This is a genomic window from Pseudolabrys sp. Root1462, assembly GCF_001426945.1.
Lineage (GTDB): Bacteria > Pseudomonadota > Alphaproteobacteria > Rhizobiales > Xanthobacteraceae > Pseudolabrys.
The window spans coordinates 720,836-741,988 of sequence record NZ_LMFS01000001.1 but is presented as its reverse complement, the minus strand read 5'-3'; the positions used below and the strand labels follow the sequence as shown (position 1 = coordinate 741,988).

Below are 21,153 nucleotides of genomic sequence, written 5' to 3'. Positions count from 1 at the left end.
GGATGACATTCATGGTTCAGGGCACGACCCCGAATTGCCTGGCCAGATCGGCGGGCATCATGTCGGCCGGCGGCCGGTCGAATGAAAGCCCGGCCCGCTCGAGCGCCCGCACGATGAGCGACACGCAGCCGGGCCTGCCAGTGTCCGGCACCCGGAAAACGTCGCCGAGGGTGACGGAGAGGCCCAGCAGGACGAAGCCCCAGATGTCGTAGCGCTGGCCGAGAAAGGCGCAGGCAAAGGTCGAAGCATCGTAGCGGGCACGGTCGCCGAGCGGCAGGCGAACGTGGCAAAAATCGACGTCGCGGTATTTTTCAATGTCGCAGAGCGCGACGCCGCGCGCATGGACCTCGAGCAGATGACCGTGGTCATTCACGACGAGAGCGGCATGGCTCCAGTAGCCGTAGCGAGGAAACTCCGGCCCGAAACGCCGCCACGCGCCGAGCCGGATGGCGCGGCCGAGCCAGCCGGCCCCGCGAATGAGCACGAGATCGCCGCGCCGCAGACCGTTGACGATTTCACCGGGCGGACTGCGCACATAGTCGCACGGTGTGGAAGCCACGATCAGCCCGCCGGCAACGTCGTCTTACCGCTGCCGTCGTCGAAATGCTGCTTGATGACGTCATCCGACAGCACAGCATTGTAAACCGCGACATCCTGGATCGTGCCCTTGAACGGAAACAGCGGGAAGAAGTTGAGATCGCCCTGCTGCGTGCGCGGCGGCAGGGACGGATTACCGACACCGATCACCAGCGGCACAGTTGCGTTGGGGCTGAAGGTCTGCCCCATCGGCAAGGATGCGGACTGCGGAGCACGAACGCCATTCGTGAACAGCGTCGCATTCGTCCCGTCGTAAGTCAGCACCACATGCGTGACCGTGGACAGAGCCGCCTTGTCTGCGGTGACAACGGCATTGGACGGGCCGGTGCCGATGACCACAGCTTCCCAGTTGCCATCCGTGTTGACCCAGATCGCATAGCCGCCGTGCGACATGCCGACATTGCCGCGGGCATCGAGAAGGACATGCAAAGTCGGCAGGCCACCATCAGCCCATTCGGGACGCGCCCAGGCTTCGATGGTGAATGGCGGCGGCGGATTGATAACGCTGCTCAGCGGCACGGTGACGAAGGCGCCATCGGCCTGCATGCCCGTCGTCAGGACGTTGGGATCGTTCCCCGGCTGCTTCGCGTCGCCGGGCAGAAGCGACTCGACTCCCAACGAGAGAAATCCGTTGGCTTGCGCCGAGTTGACTCCGGGTGACACCTCGAAGCCGGGACAGGGAAACAGCGCGGCCGCATTGCCCTTGTGCTTGTATTCGCCGTTGTTCGAGCCCTTGGCGTCATGGGCCTTGATGATTCCACTGGGATCGGCCGGCGAGGCTTCGTCGAGTGGCCAGTACGCGACGCAGGACGTGTTCTGCAGCACATCGACGTCACTGTATTTGGTGAACTTCCGCGGCTCCGGATCGCCGCCGAGCCCGCCGGTTTGCAACACACAGCCTACGAAACAGACACCGGAAATAAGAGCAAGAAGCGCGATCGCCACGATCGCAAGAAGTGACGCCGTCATGAATTCCCCCACCAGCGCGGACGAAAAACGGGCCGAAAGCTCATTGCAATTATGAAGAGATCGATGGAACGATACTATTACTGCGTGTGATGTCAAATGACCGGCGGGCGGCGGTCACAGAAGAATGAAAAGACCCGTGAGCCCGGCCGCGGCCATCAGGATCAGACAATTGCGACGAACGGCGGCGTCTTCGCGGGCGCCTTCGTCGCGCAGACCCTGCAGGACCATACGCCCCGCCGTATGCAAGGCGAGCGCCCCGCAGGCGACCAAACCCGGCCGCGGCGATGATTGCAGCGCTGCCACAGCCAGCGTGAAGACGATAAGCGCCCACCCCATCTCCAGAAACGGAGCGGGCAACCGCCGACGCCACCGGCCGCGTTCATCCGGCAATTTGGCGGCGCACCAGTGATCGCTTTCGTGGCCGCAGCAGCAGCCATTGAGCACGCAAGCCACCTTGGCGACCGCGAGCCCGGCGAGCACGCCCGGCACCAGCGCGTCGAACAGCGGCGCGAGCGGCAGCCCGAACATCCAGGAGAGCGGCGCGATCCCGGCAAACATGCCGAACATGCCGCCGAACAGCGACAGCCCGCCCTCCGAGCGCCGGAGCATCCGCATGGGATCCTCGCGGAAGTGATCCCAATGTCGCGCGACATAGAGCGCGCGTGCGCATGCGAAAGCCGGAACGTAAGACAGGAGCACGGCGGCTGCGATGCGGTCAGGATCAAGACCGGCGGCCTGGCCAAGCTGCACGGTGACAATGAGCGCGGTCAGCAGCGCGGCATAGATCATCACGGGGAAGCTATGAAGGACGATGCCGCGCCAGGCGAACAGCACCGGCAGCATGGCTACACCAATGATGCGGCGGCGAGCGCCAGGCCGCCAAGGATGGCGACGTCGGCGAGATTGAAGATCGTCCACGAGCCCAGCGCAATGAAGTCGACGACGCCACGCCGCCGCAGGATATCGATGACGTTGCCGGTGATGCCGCCGAGCGCGAGACCAAGGCCGGTCGCGCCGAGGGCGTTGTCGGCGAGCGGCTCCTGACCGAGCGCGAAGCAACTCAGCGCGGCGCATAGCACCCACACCATGGCGATGCCGCTGTCCGACTGCGACACGAGCGCGATGCGGCGATTGATCGTGCAGCGGATCGAAACGTAGCCCCACCGTGACGGCGCCGGCGCAAGGCGCGGAGCGGCAAGGACGCGCGCCTTCAGAACCTGATCGGCTCCGACAGCGGTCGCGGCGGCGGCCAGAAATTCAAGCCACACCATAGTCCCCTCACCTGCCCGGTGAAGCGAACGATACAGCCGCCGATTGAAGAGAGGAAGCCCTGTCAGCCGACCGGGATTGTGCCGGGGATCGCGAGCACGAGATCGACGAAGGCTTTGCCGCGCACTTCGAAGTTCGGGTATTGGTCGAAGGAGGCGCAGGCCGGCGACAGCAGCACAACGGCTTCCTTCAGCCCCGCGGCCTCGGCGTCGCGAGTCGCGGCATCGATCGCGGCCGACAAGACGCCGTTGATTTCGTAATCAACCTTGCCGTCGAGCGTCCGGGCGAACTCCGCCGCCGCCTCGCCGATCAGATACGCCTTGCGGATGCGCGGCCAATATTCCGAGAGACTTTCGATACCGCCGGCCTTCGGCTTGCCGCCGGCGATCCAGAAAATATCGTGGAAGCTCGCCAGCGCCTTCGACGTGCTGTCGGCATTGGTGGCCTTCGAGTCGTTGACATAGAGAATGTCGCCGGCCGCGGTCTTCTTGCGGCCGACGGTCTGCATGCGATGGGCCAGACCGGGGAATGAGATGAGACCCTTCTGGATCGCGGTGAGGTCGATGCCGAGGGCGACGCAGGCCGCGACCGCGCAGGCGGCGTTCTGCGCATTGTGCGACCCGCGCAGCGAGCCGATGCCGGTCAGTTGCGCCGCCGGATAAGGCTTGCCGCCGACGCTGTACATGATGCGGGTGCCGTCGGCGAAATAACCATCGCGCAGCGTGCTCTCGATCGAGACGCGGACGACGTTGCGGCCGGCGCGCTCGAGCCGGTCCGCGGCGGCGCGGGTCCACTGATCGTCGACGCCAAGCACGGCGGTGCCGCCCGGCTCCACCTGCGCAACCACCAGTGTCTTGATAGCGGCGTAGTTCTCCATGGTGCCGTGACGGTCGAGATGATCCGGCGTCAGGTTGATGAAAACGCCGACCGTCGGCCGCAGCGAGGGCGCGAGATCGATCTGGTAGGACGAGACTTCGAGCACGTAGTGCCGGCCCGGCGTGAAAGGTTCGAGCGCCAGAGCCGGCGTGCCGATGTTGCCGCCCATTTGGGCGTCGCGGCCGGCGTGTGTGATCAGGTGGGCGGTGAGCGCGGTCGTCGTGGACTTGCCGTTGGTGCCAGTAATCGCGACCAGCGGACAGTCGGGGCCCTGCACCGCGCGTTCGCGGCAGAACAGCTCGATGTCGCCGATGACTTCAGCACCTTCGCGCTTGGCGCGCTGCACCGTCCAGTGCGGTGTCGGGTGGGTCAGCGGGACGCCGGGAGAGAGCACCAGCGCGGCGACGTCCGACCAGTCGATATCGGCGAGATTGGCGGTTTCGATGCCGGCGGCGTTGGCCTGCTCGATCTTCAGCGCGGCATCGTCCCAGGCGATGACATGCGCGCCGCCCGCCTTCAGCGCCTTCGCGGTCAACAGCCCCGAGCCGCCGAGGCCGAAGACGGCAACTTTCTTGTCAGCAAAGGTGGTGACGGGGATCATCTAGCGCAGCTTGAGCGAAGACAGTCCGGCGAGCGCCAGCACCACGGCGATGATCCAGAACCGGATCACGATCTGCGGTTCGGTCCAGCCCATCTGCTCGTAGTGATGATGGATCGGCGCCATCTTGAAGACGCGCTTGCCGGTGAGCTTGAACGACACCACCTGCACGATCACCGACACCGCCTCGAGCACGAACAGGCCGCCGACGATGGCGAGCACGATCTCGTGCTTGATCGCCACCGCGATGGTGCCGAGCATTCCGCCGAGCGCCAGCGAGCCGGTGTCGCCCATGAAGATCGAGGCCGGCGGCGCATTGAACCACAGGAAGCCGAGCGAGGCGCCGATCACCGCGCCGCAGACCACCGCGAGTTCGCCGGTGCCGGCGACGTAGTGCAGTTGCAGATATTCGGAGAACAGGGCGTTGCCGACCACGTAGGAGATCAGGCCGAAGCTCGCCGCCGCGATCATCACCGGCACGATGGCGAGGCCGTCGAGGCCGTCGGTCAGGTTCACCGCGTTGCCGGCGCCGACGATGACGAAGGCGCCGAAGATGACGAACATCCAGCCGAGGTTGATCACCAGTTCCTTGACGAAGGGAAAGGCCAGCGACGTCGCCATCGATCCCTTGCCGATATAGGCGATCGCGGTGCAGGCGAGGACCGCCACCGACGCCTCGGCGAGCAGGCGGGTGCGTCCGGAGAACCCGGCATGGGTCTGCTTGGTCACTTTCAGATAGTCGTCGTAGAAGCCGATCAGGCCGAAAGCGAGCGTGACGCCGAGCACGATCCAGACATAGGGATTCATCGGATTCGCCCACAGCAGTGTGGCGACCAGCAGTCCCGACAGGATCATCAGCCCGCCCATGGTGGGCGTGCCTTTCTTGGTGACGAGGTGCGATTGCGGTCCGTCGGTGCGGATCGGCTGGCCGCGGCCTTGTTTCAGGCGCAGCATGTCGATGATCGGACTGCCGAACAGAAAGACGAACACCAGGGCGGTGACGACCGCACCACCGGTCCGGAAGGTGATGTAACGGAATACGTTGAAGAACGAGACCTTGTCGGAAAGTTCTGTCAGCCAATAAAACATCGAGGTCGCCTTGTATCGTCAGGCATTGCCGCCCTGGAGCTTCGATCAGGCTCCGGCATCCGCCTCAGGCGCCGGGCTGCCCGCATAGACTCGTTCTAACGCCTTGACGATAGGAGCCATTCGGGAGCCGAACGAGCCCTTCACCATCACCGCGTCGCCAGGACGCACGGCGCCGAGCACGGCAGGCTCCAATTCCGCCGCCGTCCCGGCATAGCCGCCCCGGCGGCCCGAGGGAAGAGCCTCCCACAGCGAATGCATCAGCGGTCCAGAACAATATACAAGATCGATATGGCCGGTCTCGAGATTGGCCGCCAACGCCCGGTGCAAGGCCGCACCGTCGCCGCCCAGTTCCAGCATATCGCCCAGAACAGCGATGCGCCGGCCACGCGGGCCGACTTCGGCCTGGCCGAGCAGCGCAATGGCCGCCGCCATCGACGCCGGATTGGCGTTATAACTTTCGTCGATCAGGAGCGCCGTGCCGCCATTCACGCGCAGAACGATTCGCGCACCGCGCCCGGTCGGCGCCCGCAATTTGCGAAGCGCCAGCGCCGCGAGCGCGAGATCGGCGCCCATCAGCGACACCGCCGCCAGTACGGCGAGCGAGTTGTCGACGAGATGCCGGCCCGGAGCGCCGAGTTTGTAATGCACTTCGTTGCCGAGGATATCGGCGTGAACGCAGGAGGTGTCGGGACGCAGCGCGAAGCGCATCAGCCGCGCGTCACAGGATTCGTGTTCGCCGAAGCTGACAATGCGGCTGACGCCGGCCGCCTTGGCCGCCGCCGCCAGCCGTTCATATTGCGCATTGTCGCGGTTGATCACCGCGGCGCCGCCCGGTTCGATGCCGAGAAAGATCTCGGCCTTGGCATCGGCGATCTTTTCGACCGAGCCGAAGTATTCCAGATGCACGGGCTCGACCGTGGTGACGATGGCGACGTGCGGGCGCACCATCTTCACCAAAGGCGTGATCTCGCCGGCGTGGTTCATGCCGATTTCGAAAATCGCGTATTTGACGTCGGCCGGGCAGCGCGCCAGCGACAACGGCACGCCCCAGTGATTGTTATATGAAGCCGCCGAGGCATGGGTCGCGCCGTCCGCTGACAACGCTAGTCGCAAGGCTTCCTTGGTACCGGTCTTGCCGACCGAACCGGTGACGGCGACGATTCTGGCGTCGGTGCGGGCGCGTGCGGCGCGGCCGAGATCACGCAACGCCTCGAGCACGTCATCGACCAACAACAACGGCGCATCGGCGGCGAAGCGCGAACGCCGCTCGCGGGCGACCACGGCCACGCCGGCGCCGGCCTGCAACGCGGCTTCGACGAAGTCATGCCCGTCGCGCGCATCGGTGAGCGCGAAGAATGCTTCGCCTTTGGCGATCGTGCGCGTGTCGATCGAAATGCCGGTGACATCGGATGCCGGCGTGCCGGTGGTATCGGCGTGCATCGCGCGGGCCATGTCCGAAAGGGTCCAAAGCGCGGTCATCTCGCCAAGTCCTTCAGTACCTTTGCGACGGCCTCATGATCGGAGAACGGCAGCACCTTCCCGCCGACGATCTGGCCGGTCTCGTGTCCTTTGCCGGCGATCAACAGCACGTCGCCGGCTTCGAGGCCGGCGATGCCGGCGCGGATCGCTTCGGCGCGATCGCCGATCTCCGTGGCGCCAGGGGCGGCGGCAAGAATCGCAGCGCGGATCGCACCCGGCTGCTCGCTGCGCGGATTGTCATCGGTGACGATAACGCGATCCGCCCCGGCACGCGCCACCTCGCCCATGATCGGACGCTTGCCTGGATCGCGATCGCCGCCGGCGCCGAACACGACGACGAGCCTTCCGCTGGCATAGGGCCGCAGCGCCTCGAGCGCCTTGTCCAGTGCATCCGGCTTGTGCGCATAGTCGATGAAGATCGGCGCGCCGCGATAGCTACCGGCGAGCTCAAGCCGGCCCTTGGCGCCGGTGAGTTTCGCAAGCGCGGTGAAGACGGATGCAGGCTTGCCGCCGGTGGCGATGACGAGCCCCGCCGCCACGGCGGCATTGTAGACCTGGAACGCGCCGACCAGCGGTAGCTTCACGTCATAGGTCTCGCCGGCGTGTGCAAATGTCACGCGCTGGGCGAACCCGTCTATGGCGACGCGGGCGATGCGAATGCCATCACCGCTTTCGCCGATCGTCATCAGCTTGAGGCCGCGTTTGACCGCTGCGTCAATGACCTGCGGCGCGTGCGCGTCATCTGCATTGATCACCGCGGTGCCGTTCGCCGCGATCAGATCCGAGAACAACCGCAGCTTGGCGGCGAGATAGGCTTCCAGCGTCGGATGATAGTCGAGATGATCGCGCGACAGATTGGTATAGGCGCCGGCAGCGATGCGAATGCCGTCGAGCCGGTGCTGATCGAGCCCGTGCGAGGAGGCCTCCAGCGCCAGATGGGTCACGCCCTCGCCCGCCAGTTCATCGAGCGACCGATGCAGGTCGACCGGATCTGGCGTGGTCAGTGAACCGTAGATCTCGCCCTTCGGCGAAACGACACCGACGGTACCGATGCTGGCAGCCGGATAGCCCAGGGTCGTCCAGATCTCGCGCGTGAAAGCGGCGACCGACGTCTTGCCGCTGGTGCCGGTGACGGCGGCGATGGTCTCCGGCTGCCGCGGATAATAGCGCGCGGCCGCCATCGCCAGCGTGCGCCGTGCGTTTCCGACCTCGATAAAGACCACATGAGTCGGCAGTTCGGCCGGCCGATGCTCGGCGGCAACCGCGACGGCGCCCGCTTCCACCGCCTTGGCAGCGTACTCCGCGCCGTCGGCCTTGTTGCCGGCAATGGCGATAAAGAGAAAGCCCGGCCTTACCTTGCGGCTGTCGGATGAGACCCCGGTGATCGCCACAGCGGCGAAACCCGGATCGATCTTGGCCTCGGGTAAGAGATCGCCGAGGTTCACCGCACCACCTTGTCGCTCGCCAGGATCAACTGGTCGGCGTTGGGCAGATCGAAGCGCGGCTGCATGTCGAGCAACGGACCGATGCGCGAAATCACCTTGGCCGCCGTGGGCGCGGCGTTCCAGCCGGCGGTGGCGAAGCCGTAGGTTTCCTTACTTCCATGAGGCTCGTCGAGCATGATCAGCAGCAAATATTTCGGTTTGTCGGCCGGCATGACAGCGATGAAATCGGTCAACAGTTTGTTCTTGGCATAGCGGCCGTTGATGACCTTTTCTGCCGTGCCGGTCTTGCCGCCAATATAGTAACCCGCGACGTTGGCCTTGGTGCCGGTACCCTTCTCCGAGTTGAGGCGCATCAGATAGCGCATCTGTTTCGAAGTCTCGGGCTTGAGGACCTGCGTCGCCAGGGCGCGCGCCTCCTCCGGTGTTCGCTTCAGGAAGGTCGGCGGAATGAGGAGACCACCGTTCATGACCGCGCCGACGCCCATCAGCGCCTGCAGCGGCGCGACCGAGAGGCCGTGACCGAAGGCGATCGTCACGGTGTTGAGTTCGCCCCAGCGCTTCGGCACGATCGGCTCTGCGCTTTCCGGAATTTCGGTGCGCAGCCTGTCGAGCTGGCCCATCTTCTTCAGGAAGGCGCGGTGATATTCCGGGCCGAGCGACAGTGCCATGCGCGCGGCGCCGATGTTCGATGAATAGGTGAAGATCTCCGGCACGCTGAGCATGCGGTTCAGCGGATGATCGTCATGGATGGTGAAACGGCCGTAACGCAAAGTCTGGCGGCCATCGAACTGGGAATTGAGCGTAACCCGCCCGGAGTCGAGCCCCATCGCCAGGGTGAAGATCTTGAACGTCGAGCCCATCTCGAACACGCCGGTGGTCAACCGGTTGATGCGGGTCGGATCGTTGGCCTCGCGCGGGTTATTTGGGTCGTAGTCCGGCTCCGACACCATGGCGACCACTTCGCCGGTGTTGACGTTCAGCACAACGCCGGCGGCGGCGTTGGCGGAAAACTTCTCGCGCGCCTTGACCAGTTCGTCGCGCAGGGCGAACTGCACACGCAAATCGAGCGCGAGTTCGACCGGCCGCTGCAAACGATCGGTGGCGAGACCGGCCATGTGCAGCGCGGCGAGCCCCTGCCCGTCGAGCCACTTCTCCATGCCGGCAATGCCCTGGTTGTCGACGTTGACGTGACCGATCTCGTGCGAGACCACCGGGCCGTTCGGATAGATGCGCTTGTTCTCGGTGAGGAAGCCGATGCCGGGAAGGCCAAGCCTGTAGATTTCCTTCTGCTGCTTGGCGGTGATTTCGCGCTTGAGCCACACGAAGCCGCGGTTCGACGACAGCCGTTCGCGCAATTCCTTGGCGTCGAGATCGGGCAATGTCGCGGTGAGAAGCTCGACCGCTTCATCGACGTCGATCAGCTTGCGCGGCTCGGCGAACAACGACGGCGTCTTCACATCGGTGGCAATGATCGAGCCGCGACGATCGATGATGTCGGGACGAGCGGTGGCGACCGCATCCTGGGTGACGCTGCGCCGGCCGCTATGACCGTCGCTGATGACCGCGAACATCACCAGGCGGCCGGCGATGATTCCGTACAGACCGATGAAGACCACCATGGCCAGCAGCAGGCGCGCCTTGGCCTTGACGTTGCGATCGACGTTGGCGCCGTACAGCATGGTGCGAAACAGGCGCTGCAGTCGCGTTTCGCCACGCTTTGCCGGTGCGGCTTGTGCTCCGGTGTCTACCGCGCTCATCGCGTCACTCCGCGGTTAGCGATGCTGCCCGTCGTCTCCGTCGGCGCCTTCTGGCCCGGCGCGATCATGGAGGCGATCGGATCCTCCTGCGGGGGCACCTCAGGCGGACGGGGCGGCAGATTATCGAAAGTGTCGAATTGATTGGTCTGCATCGGCTGCAACTTCAAATGGCGTTCGGCGAGGCCCTGGATCCGCGCCGGCGTCTGCAGCCTGGCCCATTCGCCGCGCAGGTTGGCGACGACGTCGTGTTCGTGCCGCAGCTCGTTGCGCAGCTTGGCGACGCGTTCGGCCTGCAGCGTTGAATCGAACTTGATCTTGTAGACGTAGGTTGCCGCCGAGATCAGCGCGGCGATGACCAGGATGTGCACGAGACGCATCATGTCAGCCGCCTCTCATCACGTCGTCGATGGGCGGCAGCGGCGGCAGCAGGTCGTCGAGATCGCCGGCAAGCGCCGGTGCGGCGGTGCGCTCGGCAGCGCGCAGCTTGGCCGAGCGCGCGCGCGGATTGTGCGCGACTTCGTCCTCATCGGCGATGACGGGCTTCTTGGTCAGCGTGACGAAGCGCGCTTCGTTGCGCGCGACATCCGGCATATGGCGCGAACCGGCACGAGTTTCGCCGCGCGAGGCAAGGTATGACTTGACGATGCGGTCTTCGAGCGAATGGAACGAGACCACGGCCAGACGGCCGCCCGGCTTTAGGATTCGTTCGGCGGCGAGCAATGCGGCCGCGAGTTCGCCGAGTTCGTCATTGACGAAAATACGCAGCGCCTGGAACGTGCGGGTCGCCGGATGAATCTCGTTCGGCTTGGCGCGGACCACGGAGGCGACGATCGCGGCGAGCCGTGCCGTGGTGCGGATCGGCTCTTCAGCGCGTGCCTTGACGATGGCGCGCGCGACGCTGCGCGAATGCCGCTCTTCGCCGAGCCGGTAGATGATGTCGGCGAGGTCGCGCTCGCTTGCCGCGGCGACGACGTCGGCGGCGTCGGGGCCGTCGCCGCCCATGCGCATGTCGAGCGGCCCATCGAAACGGAAGGAAAAGCCACGCTCCGGCTGGTCGAGCTGCATCGACGACACACCGATATCGAGCACGATGCCGTCGACCGCCGACGCCCCGCAATCGCCGGCGACCCCGTCGAGATTGGAGAAGCGGTCTTCGACCAGAGTGAGGCGGCCCGTTGCCGCCTCGACCAGATCGGCGCCGCGCGCCACCGCGCTCTGATCGCGATCGATGCCGATGACGCGCGCATCCGGCGCCGCATCGAGAATCAGGCGGGTGTAGCCGCCGGCGCCAAAAGTGCCGTCGATGTAGACGCCGCCGTCGCGCACCGCCAGGAACTCGACCGCCTGGCGTTCGAGAACCGCGATATGCGGCATGGCGAACCGGGAATCGTCGCGCAGCGCCATCATGCTTCGAGCCAATCCCCGCGAATTGTTTCGGCTTCCCCGGCTTTGGCCGCCAAGGTGCCACCGCGCCCGGCCGAGTGCCGGGACCTCATTGCAGCAGGCTTTGGCCTTCCTGAACGAGATTGCGGCGGCGATCATGGGCAAAAAGCGGCATTAATGGACGGACCCGCGACGGAACTTTCGAGAAAGGACCGACGCAGCGCGAGTTCGCCATTAAGCCACTCTTAAACTTAAGGATTTGTTTCGATTCCGGGGCCAAAACGAGGCGCGGGTTGATTTCCGCGGCGGCGAGGGCAAATAGAACCCACCTCACCTCCTGTCGAACTGGACTATTCCCGGCCATGGCCGCCTTTCAGCCGGACTCTTTCGTCGTTGCCGATGTCGTGCCGTCCCCAAATTGGGACGAACGCGCCGACGGTCGGCGCGCGGACCTGATCCTCCTGCACTACACCGGCATGCAGACCGGCCAAGCCGCCCTCGAGCGGCTGACGTCGGCCGACTCCAAGGTGTCCGCGCATTACGTCGTGTTTGAGGACGGCCGCATCGTCCAGTGCGTACCCGAGACCAAGCGCGCCTGGCACGCCGGTGTGTCGTTCTGGGCCGGGGAGACCGACATCAATTCGTGCTCGATCGGCATCGAGATCGTCAATCCCGGTCATGAATTCGGCTACGCGGACTTTCCGTTGCGCCAGACCGCCGCCGTCATTTCACTTTGCAAGGCGATCATCACGCGGCGCGGCCCCATCAGCCCGGACCGTGTGCTCGCGCATTCGGACGTCGCGCCGTCGCGCAAGCAGGACCCCGGCGAAAAGTTTCCGTGGGAACTGCTGAGCGACTCCGGCATCGGCCACTGGGTCCGCCCGGCACCCGCCAACATGGACGGCGTCAAGCTGCACCCGGGCGACCGCAGCGACGGTGTGGCGCGGCTGCAGCGGATGCTCGCCGCTTACGGTTATGGCGTCGAGGAGACCGGCCAGTACGACGACACGACGCGCGATGTCGTCATCGCCTTCCAGCGCCACTTCCGGCCGGCGCGCGTCGACGGCATCGCCGATCCGTCGACGCAGATGACTTTGCGCGCACTGGTCGACACGCGGCCGCCGCCGCTCGGCTGACCGCCGCTACTTGCCGCAATAGGCTTCGAGCCTATAGCCATCCGGATCGATGACGAAGGCGGCGTAATAGTTGTCGCCATAGTCTTTGCGCAGGCCGGGCTTGCCGTTGTCGGTGCCGCCCGTCTTCAGCGCGGCGGCGTGGAACGCGGCGACACTGTCGCGGCTCGGTGCGGTGAAACAGAAGTGCAAACCGGATTCCATGTCGGCAGGCACCGGCCGCTTCGCAGGACCGATCCACAATTGAATTTCGTCGCGGCCATAGCCGAGCATGTCATCGCGCTGGTATTTCAACGTCGCGCCGAGCGGCGCCAAGGCCGCATCGTAGAAGCGGCGCGTGCGTGCGAGATCACGCACCCCGATCGAAATATGGTCGAACATGTCTTGCCTCCGTGTTGATCAGTTGCGTCGGGCGCGGAAATCGGCTTGCAGAAACCAGGTCGCGCCGCCGTCGGCCGAGCGTTCGCCGCGCCAGCGGAAAGAATCGGACGTGACTTCGGTAAAGCTCCATCGGATATGAGCGTCATCGGCATTGCCGAGTTGCACGATATCGCGGCCTTGGGCGCGGCCGATCTGCCGCGTGTAGAGTTGCTTCAGCGGATCGCTCCACAGAATGTGCCAGCCGTCGATGCCCGGATCGTAGACCCGCAAGGTCGAGCCGTAAAAGATGCCGGGCAGGATCCAGACGTCCTGAATGGCACGGCCGTCGAGCACCCAAGCGAAATGGATCTCGCCCTGCCCGCGATGCTGGGTGCCGTCGTCCTTGTTGACGGTGGCGTCGAACGTCCAGTCGCCGATGAACTGCCCATAAAGCGCCAGTTTGTCGGCGCGGTCCGGCGCCGGACCGGCGGACGTCAAGGTTTCGATGAATCGGGAAGTTTGCAGGGCCATCGCATTGCTCCGTCTTTACAGCACAGAGCTAACCGCCCGGGCTTTGTCGTGCTTGGGAAAAATTGCTATTCTGCGGCGAGGCGTTTCACCAAAACGCCTCGCCAACGGGCTGGATCGAGTTCATGGCCGTCACCACCAATATCGTCGCCGAAGGCTTGGGCTGGCAGGTCCGCGACGTCGCTTGCGACAGCGGCCCGCGCGACAAGGCGTTCGAGGAACAGCATCGCGACGTCTCGATCGCCTTGGTGACGCACGGCTCATTTCAATATCGCACCCGCGCCGGTTCCGCCGTGCTGGTGCCGGGTTCACTTCTGCTTGGCAATGCCGGCGCCTGTTTCGAATGCGGCCACGAGCACGCGCCCGGCGATCGCTGTCTCGCCTTCCACATCACGCCGCAATGCTTCGAGGACACGGTGGCCGCAGCCGGTGCAACGACGACTAAGTTCGACCGCCCGGCCCTGCCGCCATTGCCACAGCTCACACCGATCTTTGCCGCCGCAGAGTCTGCGCGCGACCGGCATGACAGCGGCGCCTTTGAAGAGATCATGCTGCGGCTCTCCGGCGCCGTCGCCTTGCTGCTGACACCGGCGCGGCGGCGAGCAACGCCGAGCGCGCGCGACGAGCGCCGCGTCAGCCTGGCGGCGCGTCGCATTGAAGCCGAGGCCGACAGCAAACTGACCGTCGCCGCGCTGGCGCGCGAGGCCGCGATGAGCCCTTATCACTTCCTGCGCACGTTCCGGCAGGTCGTCGGCCTGACGCCGCATCAATATATCCTGCGCACCCGGCTCAGCCGCGCGGCGCTCAGGCTTTGCGCCGGCGACGAACCGGTGGCGGCGATCGCCTACGATGCCGGCTTCAACGATCTGTCTACCTTCAACCGCCGCTTCCGCCGCCTGATGGGGACGACGCCGAGCGAATATCGCAACGGCAGCCGCGCCGCCTAGGTGCTGCTGCGCGCTTCGGCCATATTGGCGATGCGCCACGGCGCATGTCCGAAACGCTCGCGCAGAAATTCGAGAAACACGGCAACCCGCGGCAGCCGGTTGCGTCCGGTCGGATAGATCGCGGCGAGCGGAAACGGCTCGACGTGATGGATCGCGGTGAGCAGCGGCACCAACTCGCCCTTCTTGAGCGGATCGCCGACAATGACATCCGACAGGCGAATGATGCCGGCGCCTTCGATCGCCATACGCATCGCCGCCTCCGCGCTATCGGTGGTGACGCGCGGCCGCACTTCGACGACATCGATGCCGGCGCGCGTCTTGAATGGCCAGCGATTGAGTCCCGGGCCGGCGACGACGATGCAATCATGCGCTTTGAGGTCAGCCGCCGTCTGCGGCGTGCCGCGTTTTTCGAGATAGGACGGCGCCGCGCAGATCACGCGCTCGAGTTCGGCCAGTTTGCGTTGGACGAAGGGACCTTCCGGAATGTGTCCGGAACGCACGGCGATGTCGGTCTGCTCATCGATGAGATCGACCAGCCGGTCGGTGATCGACAATTCAATGTCGATTTCCGGATAGCGCGCGAGAAATTCCGGCAGCGCCCGCGTCAGCTGGTGCAAACCGAATGCTGTGCCGGCATTGATCCGCAGTTTGCCGCGCGGCGCCCCGCGCACCCGTGCCACCTCGGCTTCGGCTTCCTCAATATCGGCGACGATCTGCCGGGCACGGGCGAGGAACGTCTCGCCTTCGGGCGTCAGCGCCAAGCGCCGAGTGCTCCGTTCCAGGAGCCTGACACCGAGCCGGTCCTCGAGCCGCGATACCAGCTTCGAGACGGCCGATGGGGTAATCCCTAAGTCGCTGGCAGCTTGAGAGAAATTGCCGCGATCCATGACGCGGACAAAGACCCGCAGGTCAGATGTGGCATCCATATCTGTTCCATCCGTTCACAGATGTATGTCCATCTTAGCGGATTATAATTCCAATGAAAGATAATACTATGCAGTCAACGCATGGGGAATAAAGACCAGCCCCTCAGGCGTTCGGAGCTAGAGATGTATACCTCCCATATTCCGGCCAATCCTTCCGCCGCAGACATCAATCGCGTCGTTGCCGCGGCCCGTGCCGCCCGCGCTGAAGTGACCCGCGCCGCCGCCGGCGAACTGACCGCCGCGATCAAGCGCTTTTTTACCGGCTTTCACCGTCCCGCGCCGCGCAAAAGCGCTGCCGCCTAAGCGAATTCTCGAAGGCTGAACCTCCTGCGAGATGTTGAGATAGCGCGCCGTTCCCTCCAGTTGGCGCGCTTGACTTGCCTCCCAAGGCACCCCCCGGGCCGGTCTCCCCTCGACCGGTCCGGGATTTTTTTTGCCTTCACGCTTTGGCGTCTGCCTTGACGGCGGCACGTTGGGTCTCCATTCCTTGAAGCGTCAGTCGGCCGGACGGCCGCTCCGCGCCAATGCCGAAAGGCGGCCGGAGAGGAAAGTCCGGGCTCCATGGACGAACGGTGCCGGATAACGTCCGGCGGGGATGGCGCGGCGCAAGCCGTGTTGGCCTCAGGGAAAGTGCCACAGAAAACAGACCGCCTTGGCCGCGTTGTGTATTGGCTCAAGGTAAGGGTGAAACGGTGGGGTAAGAGCCCACCGCGTTGTCAGCAATGACAGCGGCACGGCAAACCCCACCGGGAGCAAAACCGAATAGGAATGACGCAGGAGCGCAAGCTCTAGGTCCGTCCGGGCCAGTCATTCGGGTAGGTTGCTTGAGACGCCGGGTAACCGGCGGACTAGAGGAATGGCCGTCACGTCTGCTTACGACAGCAGGCCATACAAAACCCGGCTTATAGGCTGGCTGATACGATGACGAGGGCCCGGTGGGAAATCACCGGGCCCTCACCAATTCGGGCTCTTCCTAAGCGCGCGCGGCGGCTACGGCGCGCCGTCGAGCAACGCCTTCATCTTGCCGATCAGGCGCTGGATATCGACTGGCTTGGTGTCGAAGTCGTCGCAGCCGGCGTTGCGCGCCTTGCTCTCGTCTTCGGCCATGGCGTGCGCGGTCAGGGCGATCACCGGAATCTTCTGCGTCGCCGGATCGGCCTTGACGCGGCGCGTCGCTTCCCAGCCGTCGATCACCGGCAAACTCATATCCATCAGAATGATGTCGGGATTTTCGGAAGCCGCCATGGTCACCGCCTGCTGGCCATCGACCGCCATCACCACCTCATAACCGTTGCGCGCGAGGCGGCGCGAGAGCATGTCGCGATTCATCTCGTTGTCTTCGACCAGCAGAACTTTCATCGCAGTACCTTCTTACTTTCCATCATGACGGTGTGCCGCGTCGTGATGCCGGCGTGCAAGGGCCGACAGCGCCGTACCCAGCGTTCCGATCGGCTGGCCGCTCTTGCTCAACACCAGCAAGGTGCGCTCGGCAAGTATGCTGCGTTCGGTCTCGGTGAGATCCTTGGCGGTCAGAACCACGATCGGTACTTCGTTCAGGCTCTCGATCTCGCGCGCCTTCTCGAGAAACTCGAAGCCATCGACCTCCGGCATCATCAGGTCGAGCAAAATAAGTGCCGGTGCCTTGTTGCTGGCGAGCCAGCCCAGCGCCTCGCGGCCATTGGCGGCTTGCGCGGGGGTGAGCCCCGCGGCTTTGACCGTTGCGGCCACAACCTCGCGCACATCCGGGTCGTCATCGACGATGAGGATGACGGCGTCCGCCTTGGCCGGCGCCAGCTTGCGCAGCAGCGCCGTCAGCCGGTTGCGGTCGATCGGCTTGGTCATGAATTCCGACGCGCCGAGCGAGAAGCCGAGATTGCGATCATCGACGATCGTGAGCATGATCACCGGGATATTCTCCAGCGCCGGCTCCGATTTCATGATGCCGAGCACCGACCAACCGTCGACCTTGGGCATCTGCACGTCGAGCGTCACGATGTCGGGCGGCGTCTTGCGCATGATCGCTAGAGCCTCGGCGCCATCGCGCGCGTGCAGCAGCACATAACCCTCGCGCCCAAGCGTCGCGGACAGCACATCGTGCACCGCCGGATCGTCATCGACGATCAGCACGGTGATCGCCGAAGCGACGCCTTCCGGAGCCAGGCCGAGATCATCGGCGACGGTCGGTGCCGCCTCGCCCCCTTCTCGATCGGGCAGCACGATACTGAAGGTCGTGCCTTTTCCAGGCTCGCTGACGACATCGATCGTGCCGCCGAGCATCGTCACGAAATGCCGGGTGATCGTCAGGCCGAGGCCGGTGCCGCCGAAATTGCGCGTGGTCGATGAATCGGCCTGGGTGAAAGCCTGGAACAGCCGGCCGAGTTGCTCCGGAGTCATGCCGATTCCGCTGTCACCAACATCGAAGCGGACGCGGTCCACGCCGTGGTCGTCCTTGTCGCGCGACAGCCTGAGCAGAATGGTGCCCTGCTTGGTGAACTTGGCGGCGTTGCTCAACAGGTTGATCAAGCATTGCTTGATCTTGGTGATGTCGGTCCGCACGCTGCCGATATCGGCCGGGCATTCGATGACCAGCCGGTTGCCGTTCTTGGCAATCATAGGATCGACGATGGTCTTGACGTCGGCTATCGCCTTCTGGAGATCGACGCGCTCGAGATAGATCTCCATCTTGCCGGCTTCGATCTTGGAGAGATCGAGAATCTCATTGATCAGGCCGAGCAGATGTTTGCCGGCGGCGCTGATCTTTTCCAGGTCGCCGAGCGCCGCCTTGTCGCCCCGATCCTGCGCGTCCTCGGCCAGCAACTCGCTGTAGCCGATGATGGCATTGAGCGGCGTGCGCAGCTCGTGGCTCATATTGGCGAGGAAGGACGACTTCACCTTATTGGCGGATTCGGCGTCCTCCATTGCCTTGCGCAGCGCCAGTTCCTGCTTCTTGCGCTCGGTGATGTCGGTGTAGATGGCGATGAAGCCGCCGCCCGGCACCGGATCGCGCCGCACTTCCATCACCATGCCGTCCGGCCGCACGCGCTCGAAGGAATGCGAGGTCGCCAGCACCTTCAGGCGCTTCTCGAGCTCCTTCTCGATGTCGGCATCCTCGCCGAATTCACCGCGGGCGCCGAGATAGCGGATATAGTCGGAGAAGGTGCGGTCGGTGCCGAGGAATTCCTCGGGCATTTGCAGATAATCGACGAAGCGCTCGTTCCAGGTGACCAGTTTGTGGTCGGCGTCGTACATGGCGACGCCGTGCTGCATATAGTCGAGGGTCGCGCGCAGGAAGGCGTGCTCTTCCTCCGGCGACAATGTCCGCTTCATATGTGCCTGCACCGATCAGCCCCACTTGGCAGCGCTCGGCCCGAGCTTTAGGCCAGCCGCGCTCATTCCTCCAGCAGAAAATACGTCTCCATGGGGCCTTTGCCCTTGACCTCGATGATGCCGCGCGGCTCCAGCGGGAAGCGGCCGTTCAGCGCCCGCCGGGTCGCGTCGGTCAGATGGATGCGGCCGGTGAGCGAATGCGATTCCATGCGGCTCGCCGTGTTGACGCTGTCGCCCCAGACGTCATAGGCGAATTTGTGCGTACCGATGACGCCGGCGACGATCGGCCCGGTGTGAATGCCGATGCGGGCGTTGAGGGCGAGGCCGGTCTCACGGGCGACGTCCTGCACGGCGCGCATCATGCGCGGCGCCAGCGCAACGATGCGCTCGGCGTGATCGGGCTGCGGCTCGGGGATGCCGGCCGCCGCCATGTAGGCGTCGCCGATGGTCTTGATCTTCTCGACGCCAGCCTCGGCGGAAAGGGCGTCGAATACGGTGAAGATGCGGCCGAGGAAATCGAGCACGCTCTCGGCCGGCATCGTGCCGGACAGGACGGTGAAGCCGGCCAGATCGCAGAACAGGATGGTCGACTCCTGGACACGGTCGGCGATCTTCAGTTCGCCTTCACGCATGCGGCTGACGATGCTCGACGGCAGGATGTTGAGCAGCAGCGTCTCGGATTTCTTCTTCTCGGTCTCAAGGTCGGCGATGAATTTCTTTTCGCGGTCGCGCAGCCACTTCTTTTCGAGCGACGAGTTGATGCGGGTGCGCAAGAGGATCGGATCGAACGGCTTCGGCAGGTAGTCATCGGCGCCGGCCTCGATGCAGCGCACGACGCTGTCGAGCTCGTCAAGCGCCGAGATGACGATGACCGGGATATGCGCTGTGCGCTCGTCGCCCTTGAGACGGGTGAGAACCTCGAAACCGCTTATTTCCGGCATGATGAGATCGAGCAGGACCAGATCGAACTCGCCCTCGCCGACGCGCTTCAATCCCTCCGCGCCATCGGCAGCGGTGACGACGGCGTGACCTTCGCGCGTCAGCCGCCGCTCGAGTACGTCGCGATTGGCCGCGTTATCATCGATCACGAGAATGCGGCTCTGCCGGTCGATGAGATGTGAGGCGCCGACATTCAGAGGCTGCACCGTGCGCAGCACCTCGGCGACGATGCCCGCATGGCCGGCGAGCTTTTCCTCGCGCGCGATCGGCGCGTCGTCGGCGCGTGTGAGCGCGACCATGGCGTCGATCTGGCCGAGCAACTGATCGGCGGCTTGCTTGAGCTTGGTCAGATCCTCGCGCAAGCCGTTGTCGCCGGCACCATTGAGATCCTCGATCAGCATCTCGCTGTAGCCGATGACGGCATTGAGCGGCGTGCGCAGGTCGTGGCGCAGGCGGCGGTTGAATTCGTGATCGTTTTCGCCGAGGCCGTGGCCGGATCCCTGATCCACCACCGCGGCGACGAAGGCGTTGAGCTTCGCGGCGGCACTCTGCATGCGATCGAGATCGCTCAGAATGTCGTCACGGCCGAGACGACGCGCGTCCTCGCTCAGGATATCGAGAAAATCGCCGATCGCCAGCGCCGGAGCCTGGATCTCCTGGCGCAGATAGGCGGCGAGCGCACGGTTAAGGCGCTGATCCTGATCTTCGCTCGGCAAGCCGTACTCCCAACTTCCACGGGCGCGACATTAGTGTTGCATCGCCGCGATTGCAAAAAAGTTGGCGACAATTCAGCCGCAATTCGTTCAGTCGCAATTCACCCGCGGAACCGCATCATGCCGGCAGCGTTAACGGGAGATTTCGCTGGGCCCACTTGCGGTCCGATCAAACGCAACATGCTTCCAGCCGATGTTGCGACGCAATTCCTCAATCCGGAGTCCTGCCACGATGACGTCAGCCAGATCGTTTTTGCTTGCCTGCACCGCGATGACCGCGGTCGCGGGTTACATAATCCCGGGCGCACACGCTCAGCGCGCGCCGACGGACTTGCTGATCGCCCAGGCACAGCCGCCTGCCCAGCCGGGAGAGCCGGAGGATAAGAAAAAAGAAGAACACAGGAAGCCGCCGGCCCCCGGAGCGAAACCACCTGCGCCGCCGGCCGCGAAACCACCCGCACCACCGACACCGCCGCCGGCCGCCCACCCGCCGGCGCCGCCGCCGCCCGCCGTGCAGCGACCTGCGCCACCGCCGCCGCCTGCCGTTCAACGTCCGCAGACGCCGCCGCCTCCGGCCGTGCAGCGTCCCGCGCCGCCGCCACCGCCGGCTGCACAGCCTAAACCGGTTGCACCGCCGCCTCCCACCGCCACGCAACCAAAGCCGGTTGCGCCGCCGCCTCCCGCCGCCACGCAGCCAAAGCCGGTTGCGCCGCCGCCGCCTGCGGCCGCTCAGCCCAAGCCGGTTGCGCCGCCGCCGTCGGCTGCACGGCCGAGTTCGGCCACGCCGCCCGCTGACGCACAGCGGAGGTCGGTTGCGC

At 64.9% G+C, this 21,153-nt stretch carries 20 protein-coding genes and 1 other RNA gene; 4 read left to right on the top strand and 17 right to left on the bottom strand.

What is annotated here, in order from left to right:
- Window positions 1-16 precede the first annotated feature (16 nt).
- From ASD45_RS03530 to rsmH, 11 genes are all read right to left on the bottom strand, one after another.
- The gene (locus tag ASD45_RS03530) at window positions 17-559 is read right to left on the bottom strand and encodes a hypothetical protein (RefSeq protein ID WP_056910219.1); all 543 of its coding nucleotides are present in this window, start codon (window positions 557-559) and stop codon (window positions 17-19) included.
- Between the two features lie 2 nt (window positions 560-561).
- The gene (locus tag ASD45_RS03525; protein ID WP_056910218.1) at window positions 562-1,566 is read right to left on the bottom strand and encodes a LamG domain-containing protein; all 1,005 of its coding nucleotides are present in this window, start codon (window positions 1,564-1,566) and stop codon (window positions 562-564) included.
- Window positions 1,567-1,680: 114 nt separating this feature from the next.
- Complete coding sequence (locus ASD45_RS03520) at window positions 1,681-2,409, bottom strand: prolipoprotein diacylglyceryl transferase family protein (RefSeq protein WP_056910217.1); 729 nt, start codon at window positions 2,407-2,409, stop codon at window positions 1,681-1,683.
- A gap of 2 nt (window positions 2,410-2,411) precedes the next feature.
- A complete protein-coding gene (locus ASD45_RS03515; protein ID WP_056910216.1) occupies window positions 2,412-2,837 on the bottom strand; it encodes a signal peptidase II in 426 nt (141 codons plus the stop codon).
- Between the two features lie 62 nt (window positions 2,838-2,899).
- On the bottom strand, window positions 2,900-4,312 hold the full coding sequence (gene murD, locus ASD45_RS03510) for a UDP-N-acetylmuramoyl-L-alanine--D-glutamate ligase (RefSeq protein ID WP_056910215.1): 1,413 nt from the start codon (window positions 4,310-4,312) through the stop codon (window positions 2,900-2,902).
- On the bottom strand, window positions 4,313-5,398 hold the full coding sequence (gene mraY, locus ASD45_RS03505) for a phospho-N-acetylmuramoyl-pentapeptide-transferase (RefSeq protein ID WP_056910214.1): 1,086 nt from the start codon (window positions 5,396-5,398) through the stop codon (window positions 4,313-4,315).
- Between the two features lie 45 nt (window positions 5,399-5,443).
- Window positions 5,444-6,877 carry a UDP-N-acetylmuramoylalanyl-D-glutamyl-2,6-diaminopimelate--D-alanyl-D-alanine ligase gene (locus tag ASD45_RS03500; protein ID WP_056910213.1) on the bottom strand — a complete coding sequence of 478 codons (1,434 nt, stop codon included), beginning with the start codon at window positions 6,875-6,877 and terminating at the stop codon, window positions 5,444-5,446.
- Entirely contained in the window at window positions 6,874-8,322 is a 1,449-nt protein-coding gene (locus ASD45_RS03495) for a UDP-N-acetylmuramoyl-L-alanyl-D-glutamate--2,6-diaminopimelate ligase (RefSeq protein ID WP_056910212.1), read from the bottom strand. The genes ASD45_RS03500 and ASD45_RS03495 overlap by 4 nt, the downstream gene beginning before the upstream one ends.
- Window positions 8,319-10,079, bottom strand: a complete 1,761-nt coding sequence (locus tag ASD45_RS03490) for a penicillin-binding protein 2 (RefSeq protein ID WP_056910211.1) — start codon at window positions 10,077-10,079, stop codon at window positions 8,319-8,321. The genes ASD45_RS03495 and ASD45_RS03490 overlap by 4 nt, the downstream gene beginning before the upstream one ends.
- Window positions 10,076-10,459 carry a hypothetical protein gene (locus ASD45_RS03485; RefSeq protein WP_056910210.1) on the bottom strand — a complete coding sequence of 128 codons (384 nt, stop codon included), beginning with the start codon at window positions 10,457-10,459 and terminating at the stop codon, window positions 10,076-10,078. The genes ASD45_RS03490 and ASD45_RS03485 overlap by 4 nt, the downstream gene beginning before the upstream one ends.
- Before the next feature lies 1 nt (window position 10,460).
- A complete protein-coding gene (gene rsmH, locus ASD45_RS03480; protein WP_244485190.1) occupies window positions 10,461-11,486 on the bottom strand; it encodes a 16S rRNA (cytosine(1402)-N(4))-methyltransferase RsmH in 1,026 nt (341 codons plus the stop codon).
- 338 nt (window positions 11,487-11,824) lie between these two features.
- Here rsmH and ASD45_RS03475 point away from each other — a divergent pair, with 338 nt between their 5' ends.
- The gene (locus ASD45_RS03475) at window positions 11,825-12,598 is read left to right on the top strand and encodes an N-acetylmuramoyl-L-alanine amidase (protein ID WP_056910209.1); all 774 of its coding nucleotides are present in this window, start codon (window positions 11,825-11,827) and stop codon (window positions 12,596-12,598) included.
- 6 nt (window positions 12,599-12,604) lie between these two features.
- Here the strand turns inward: ASD45_RS03475 and ASD45_RS03470 are convergent, their stop codons facing one another.
- A complete protein-coding gene (locus ASD45_RS03470; protein WP_056910208.1) occupies window positions 12,605-12,976 on the bottom strand; it encodes a VOC family protein in 372 nt (123 codons plus the stop codon).
- 18 nt (window positions 12,977-12,994) lie between these two features.
- Window positions 12,995-13,486: a hypothetical protein gene (locus ASD45_RS03465; RefSeq protein WP_056910207.1), complete on the bottom strand. Its 492-nt coding sequence runs from the start codon at window positions 13,484-13,486 to the stop codon at window positions 12,995-12,997.
- A gap of 122 nt (window positions 13,487-13,608) precedes the next feature.
- Here ASD45_RS03465 and ASD45_RS03460 point away from each other — a divergent pair, with 122 nt between their 5' ends.
- Complete coding sequence (locus ASD45_RS03460) at window positions 13,609-14,430, top strand: AraC family transcriptional regulator (RefSeq protein ID WP_056912569.1); 822 nt, start codon at window positions 13,609-13,611, stop codon at window positions 14,428-14,430.
- Here ASD45_RS03460 and ASD45_RS03455 read toward each other — a convergent pair.
- Window positions 14,427-15,356, bottom strand: a complete 930-nt coding sequence (locus tag ASD45_RS03455) for a LysR family transcriptional regulator (protein ID WP_056910206.1) — start codon at window positions 15,354-15,356, stop codon at window positions 14,427-14,429. The genes ASD45_RS03460 and ASD45_RS03455 overlap by 4 nt on opposite strands.
- Before the next feature lie 123 nt (window positions 15,357-15,479).
- Between ASD45_RS03455 and ASD45_RS03450 the strand changes: the two genes are divergently transcribed.
- Both ASD45_RS03450 and rnpB read left to right on the top strand, forming a co-directional pair.
- Window positions 15,480-15,659 (top strand): hypothetical protein, encoded by a 180-nt coding sequence (locus ASD45_RS03450; RefSeq protein WP_056910205.1) that lies wholly within the window; start codon window positions 15,480-15,482, stop codon window positions 15,657-15,659.
- Window positions 15,660-15,851: 192 nt separating this feature from the next.
- Window positions 15,852-16,277, top strand: an RNA gene (rnpB, locus tag ASD45_RS16670) — RNase P RNA component class A.
- Between the two features lie 69 nt (window positions 16,278-16,346).
- On the opposite strand, the gene ASD45_RS03445 is transcribed toward rnpB, so the two are convergent.
- The 3 genes from ASD45_RS03445 to ASD45_RS03435 all read right to left on the bottom strand — a co-directional run bounded on the left by ASD45_RS03445 (window position 16,347) and on the right by ASD45_RS03435 (window position 20,338).
- Window positions 16,347-16,715: a response regulator gene (locus ASD45_RS03445; RefSeq protein WP_056910204.1), complete on the bottom strand. Its 369-nt coding sequence runs from the start codon at window positions 16,713-16,715 to the stop codon at window positions 16,347-16,349.
- 12 nt (window positions 16,716-16,727) lie between these two features.
- Window positions 16,728-18,683: a response regulator gene (locus ASD45_RS03440; RefSeq protein ID WP_156380697.1), complete on the bottom strand. Its 1,956-nt coding sequence runs from the start codon at window positions 18,681-18,683 to the stop codon at window positions 16,728-16,730.
- A gap of 62 nt (window positions 18,684-18,745) precedes the next feature.
- Window positions 18,746-20,338, bottom strand: a complete 1,593-nt coding sequence (locus ASD45_RS03435) for an adenylate/guanylate cyclase domain-containing protein (protein ID WP_082540619.1) — start codon at window positions 20,336-20,338, stop codon at window positions 18,746-18,748.
- Window positions 20,339-21,153 lie beyond the last annotated feature (815 nt).

Excerpts from the sequence above, each read along its gene's own strand:
- ASD45_RS03475 (WP_056910209.1), top strand. The coding sequence starts at position 11,825 with ATGGCCGCCTTTCAGCCGGACTCTTTCGTCGTTGCCGATGTCGTGCCG.
- ASD45_RS03460 (WP_056912569.1), top strand. The coding sequence starts at position 13,609 with ATGGCCGTCACCACCAATATCGTCGCCGAAGGCTTGGGCTGGCAGGTC.
- murD (WP_056910215.1), bottom strand. The coding sequence starts at position 4,312 with ATGATCCCCGTCACCACCTTTGCTGACAAGAAAGTTGCCGTCTTCGGC.
- ASD45_RS03490 (WP_056910211.1), bottom strand. The coding sequence starts at position 10,079 with ATGAGCGCGGTAGACACCGGAGCACAAGCCGCACCGGCAAAGCGTGGC.
- ASD45_RS03470 (WP_056910208.1), bottom strand. The coding sequence starts at position 12,976 with ATGTTCGACCATATTTCGATCGGGGTGCGTGATCTCGCACGCACGCGC.
- ASD45_RS03455 (WP_056910206.1), bottom strand. The coding sequence starts at position 15,356 with ATGGATGCCACATCTGACCTGCGGGTCTTTGTCCGCGTCATGGATCGC.
- rsmH (WP_244485190.1), bottom strand. The coding sequence starts at position 11,486 with ATGATGGCGCTGCGCGACGATTCCCGGTTCGCCATGCCGCATATCGCG.
- mraY (WP_056910214.1), bottom strand. The coding sequence starts at position 5,398 with ATGTTTTATTGGCTGACAGAACTTTCCGACAAGGTCTCGTTCTTCAAC.
- ASD45_RS03485 (WP_056910210.1), bottom strand. The coding sequence starts at position 10,459 with ATGATGCGTCTCGTGCACATCCTGGTCATCGCCGCGCTGATCTCGGCG.
- ASD45_RS03515 (WP_056910216.1), bottom strand. The coding sequence starts at position 2,837 with ATGGTGTGGCTTGAATTTCTGGCCGCCGCCGCGACCGCTGTCGGAGCC.
- ASD45_RS03500 (WP_056910213.1), bottom strand. The coding sequence starts at position 6,877 with ATGACCGCGCTTTGGACCCTTTCGGACATGGCCCGCGCGATGCACGCC.
- ASD45_RS03445 (WP_056910204.1), bottom strand. The coding sequence starts at position 16,715 with ATGAAAGTTCTGCTGGTCGAAGACAACGAGATGAATCGCGACATGCTC.
- ASD45_RS03465 (WP_056910207.1), bottom strand. The coding sequence starts at position 13,486 with ATGGCCCTGCAAACTTCCCGATTCATCGAAACCTTGACGTCCGCCGGT.
- ASD45_RS03440 (WP_156380697.1), bottom strand. The coding sequence starts at position 18,683 with ATGAAGCGGACATTGTCGCCGGAGGAAGAGCACGCCTTCCTGCGCGCG.
- ASD45_RS03525 (WP_056910218.1), bottom strand. The coding sequence starts at position 1,566 with ATGACGGCGTCACTTCTTGCGATCGTGGCGATCGCGCTTCTTGCTCTT.
- ASD45_RS03520 (WP_056910217.1), bottom strand. The coding sequence starts at position 2,409 with ATGCTGCCGGTGCTGTTCGCCTGGCGCGGCATCGTCCTTCATAGCTTC.
- ASD45_RS03450 (WP_056910205.1), top strand. The coding sequence starts at position 15,480 with ATGTATACCTCCCATATTCCGGCCAATCCTTCCGCCGCAGACATCAAT.